General features: G+C 41.5%; 5 protein-coding genes. All 5 read left to right on the top strand.

The annotated features are described in order from the left end of the window. Positions 1-708: 708 nt before the first annotated feature. Genes Q384_RS10835 through Q384_RS10820 form a run of 5 tightly spaced genes read left to right on the top strand, consistent with a single transcriptional unit; the run spans position 709 to position 2,105 of the window. The gene (locus Q384_RS10835; protein ID WP_037588064.1) at positions 709-1,047 is read left to right on the top strand and encodes a type II toxin-antitoxin system RelE/ParE family toxin; all 339 of its coding nucleotides are present in this window, start codon (positions 709-711) and stop codon (positions 1,045-1,047) included. Next, a complete protein-coding gene (locus Q384_RS10830) occupies positions 1,044-1,334 on the top strand; it encodes a helix-turn-helix domain-containing protein (RefSeq protein WP_037588062.1) in 291 nt (96 codons plus the stop codon). Before Q384_RS10835 ends, Q384_RS10830 begins: the two co-directional genes overlap by 4 nt. A gap of 3 nt (positions 1,335-1,337) precedes the next feature. Next, on the top strand, positions 1,338-1,505 hold the full coding sequence (locus Q384_RS13485; RefSeq protein WP_156956556.1) for a hypothetical protein: 168 nt from the start codon (positions 1,338-1,340) through the stop codon (positions 1,503-1,505). After that, the gene (locus tag Q384_RS13835; protein ID WP_051940924.1) at positions 1,502-1,780 is read left to right on the top strand and encodes a hypothetical protein; all 279 of its coding nucleotides are present in this window, start codon (positions 1,502-1,504) and stop codon (positions 1,778-1,780) included. The genes Q384_RS13485 and Q384_RS13835 overlap by 4 nt, the downstream gene beginning before the upstream one ends. 19 nt (positions 1,781-1,799) lie before the next feature. Then, positions 1,800-2,105, top strand: a complete 306-nt coding sequence (locus Q384_RS10820; RefSeq protein WP_245608548.1) for a type II toxin-antitoxin system HicB family antitoxin — start codon at positions 1,800-1,802, stop codon at positions 2,103-2,105. The last annotated feature ends 143 nt before the right edge of the window (positions 2,106-2,248 follow it).

The following is a 2,248-nucleotide window of genomic DNA, read 5'->3' as shown; positions in this document are numbered from 1 at the left end:
CCCATAAATCACTTAACGGAGCGACACCATACGAGGTACTAGAGAAATATTTTTATTTTGATGAAAAGTGTAAACAACGCGGATAATTCTTACAAAAGGCATTATCAGCCGCCTGAATATTAAAAAATCCTGACCGCCAAACCAATGGCGGCATCAGCCTTGCCCGACATTTGCCCGAAATCCTGAATTTCGGGCTTTTTTACACCCAAAATCAAATTCATTCATGCTTTTTACCTTTCATGCAGCCTGAAAACCCGCTTTTCAGAAAAGCATCATCACCTCGCCTCAAAATCCGGCTCAATTTTGCCGAAAAATACCCAAAAACCACCGGTTTTACCGAAATTCTCGGCTAAAACATTACCATAAAAAACCTTTATAAAACATATCATTGTGCAAGGAAAACAAATAACTTTGTGTGAGAAGAACAAAAAACTTGGTCAGGTACGGACACGCTCTATACATATTAATCTTTCATACTAAACAACAAATACAGCGCAGCCACGCTTTGCTTTTTTGATTTTTAAGGGCAGTTTTTCGGCAAACATCACGGGAACGGTTGCCTATTTTTTCATCAGGAAAGGATTTGGCTTGAATTGATAAGGCGTCAGCGAAGATTTGAACGGGATTTGCACAGGGTTATGCACGGATTTTGTGGATAAGTTTTAAAAAATACTTGTATTTATATATAATATTTTGTATAATTTAAACATGGATACGAAAAAACCAATAGACTTTTTAGGCACTTCTCGCGATGACTTACGTGCTTTCCCTTTGACAGCAAGGCGTGAGGCAGGGTTTCAATTAGACAGGGTTCAAAATGAACAAGAACCAAGTGATTGGAAGCCAATGAATACTATTGGGCGTGGAGTGAAAGAAATTCGTATCCGAGACAGTGAGGGAGCATTTAGGGTAGTGTATGTCGCCAAATTTGATGACGCAGTTTACGTGCTTCATTGCTTTCAGAAGAAAACAGAAAAAACAGCCAAACCTGATTTGGATTTGGCAACGAAACGGTATCGCGAATTACTTAAGGAGTTGGGAAAATGAACAGACAACAATTTGGCAGCGTTTGGGACGCGATTGAAGACACCCCTGAAGAAGCAGAAAACATGAAACTACGTTCTTCTTTGATGATGAAATTGACGGATTATATTGAGCGTTCCGGTATGAACCAAGCACAGGCAGCCAAATTATTCGGCGTAACCCAACCACGCATTTCTGATTTAATGCGCGGCAAAATCAATCTGTTTGGTTTGGACGCTTTAGTGAATATGCTGGCAGCAGCGGGTTTGCATATTGAATTGCGGGTGTTGGAGTTTGATGAGGCTGCGTAAATCATGGATGAAAAATTATTTTCCAAACTTGTTAAAGGGTTAGAAGAAGTAATTGCCATAGAAAGTGGTGAATGTGAACCCCGAGTTGTGCGTGAGTATGAAATCCCTGATGTCAAAGCTGTGTGTAGAAAATGGCAAAGTAACGACAAACGAAAGAAAGGAAAATTATGAATGATATTGGTCACGATGAAGCAATGATGGACTTTTTTAAGAAAAAGCCTGATGTCGCATTGGAGTTGCTGAACGAGGTTCTCAAAGACGGAGATCGTGAAGAATTGATGATTGTGTTACGCCAAATTGATTTAGATAACCCGCCGCCGTTGACCGATGGACAAAAGCAACGATTAATCGCGATAGCGGCAATGCCAGATGAGCAAATAGATTACAGCGATGCGCCATACTTGCCTGAGGTGAAATGGGTGAAAGCCGTGAAAGTGTCTAAGTAAAGGTAACGAGGACAAAACCATGAAAGCCTATCCAATTGCTATTTTTAAAGACGCAGATAATCCGAGCTATGGCGTGGTAATCCCTGATATTCCCGGCTGTTATCCCGCAGGCGACAGTATTGAAGATGCGATTGCCGACACCAAATCGGCGATTAAAGCACATTTTGAAGTAATGCTTGATGAAAATATGCCATTACCGTTTGACAGCCGCACCATTGAAGAATTGCGTAATCTGCCTGATTATGCAGATGTGCTGGCGTGGTCGGTGGTAGAGGTGGACGAAACCGCATTTTCAGGTAAGCAAACCCGTTTTAATGTGAGTTGACCAGAATACCTGCTTGCTCGTGTTGATGACTTTGCCACTATTCAGCATGAAACGCGCTCGGGCTTTTTGGCAAAGGCAGGAGGGCGTTCAAAATTCTGTGTCAGTGTTAAATCCTACAGTTTGATTATATCATCGAGTCTTCC

The sequence above is a fragment of the Stenoxybacter acetivorans DSM 19021 genome (assembly GCF_000745895.1).
GTDB lineage: Bacteria > Pseudomonadota > Gammaproteobacteria > Burkholderiales > Neisseriaceae > Stenoxybacter > Stenoxybacter acetivorans.
Note: the sequence above shows the minus strand (reverse complement) of the source record. Positions and strands in the feature narration are given on the sequence as shown.

Bases quoted from the DNA above. Each gene is read 5' to 3' on its own strand.
- Q384_RS10835 (WP_037588064.1), top strand. From the start codon at position 709: ATGGATACGAAAAAACCAATAGACTTTTTAGGCACTTCTCGCGATGAC.
- Q384_RS10830 (WP_037588062.1), top strand. From the start codon at position 1,044: ATGAACAGACAACAATTTGGCAGCGTTTGGGACGCGATTGAAGACACC.
- Q384_RS13485 (WP_156956556.1), top strand. From the start codon at position 1,338: ATGGATGAAAAATTATTTTCCAAACTTGTTAAAGGGTTAGAAGAAGTA.
- Q384_RS13835 (WP_051940924.1), top strand. From the start codon at position 1,502: ATGAATGATATTGGTCACGATGAAGCAATGATGGACTTTTTTAAGAAA.
- Q384_RS10820 (WP_245608548.1), top strand. From the start codon at position 1,800: ATGAAAGCCTATCCAATTGCTATTTTTAAAGACGCAGATAATCCGAGC.